Origin of the sequence: Escherichia sp. AM3, assembly GCF_032029835.1 — a bacterium.
GTDB lineage: Bacteria > Pseudomonadota > Gammaproteobacteria > Enterobacterales > Enterobacteriaceae > Escherichia > Escherichia coli.
On the sequence record NZ_JAVUPQ010000608.1, the window covers coordinates 1 to 411 of the forward strand.

1 pseudogene is annotated in these 411 nt (G+C 61.6%); it reads right to left on the bottom strand.

The features are described from left to right. Positions 1–36: 36 nt before the first annotated feature. Positions 37–411, bottom strand: a pseudogene (locus RTW80_RS27500) (DNA primase); the annotation flags it as partial.

Consider the following 411-nt stretch of genomic DNA (forward strand, 5'->3'; position numbering starts at 1 on the left):
CATCAGTGCCAGTACTGGCGCGGCTTACAGGCGGTTTTACCGCCCCCAACTTAGCCCCAACTTAGCCCCAACATGTGGGCAACTTAAGGGCAACCTGTCCGCGTTCTGCCCCAACTTGCCGGAGTCATACACCGGGCTGTCCTCCGGTTCGATCAGGCCGCACAGGTGCGAGCCGTCGCCGCTGCCGTCCCACAGCAACTCGTATTGCAGCAGGTGACCCCGGCTGCCGCCGTGGATCAGCAGGTATTCCATTTCCGCCAGCCGCATACAGTGGACTTTAAGCTGGTTGTCGCTCCACTGCGTGAAGTCGCGGATCTCCCGGCGCGTGAAGCGTACCTCGCCGGGTTTGCAGTGCTGCGCCGCTGCCAGTTCACCGACCATTGTCTGGATCAGCAGCAACAGCTTTCTGGT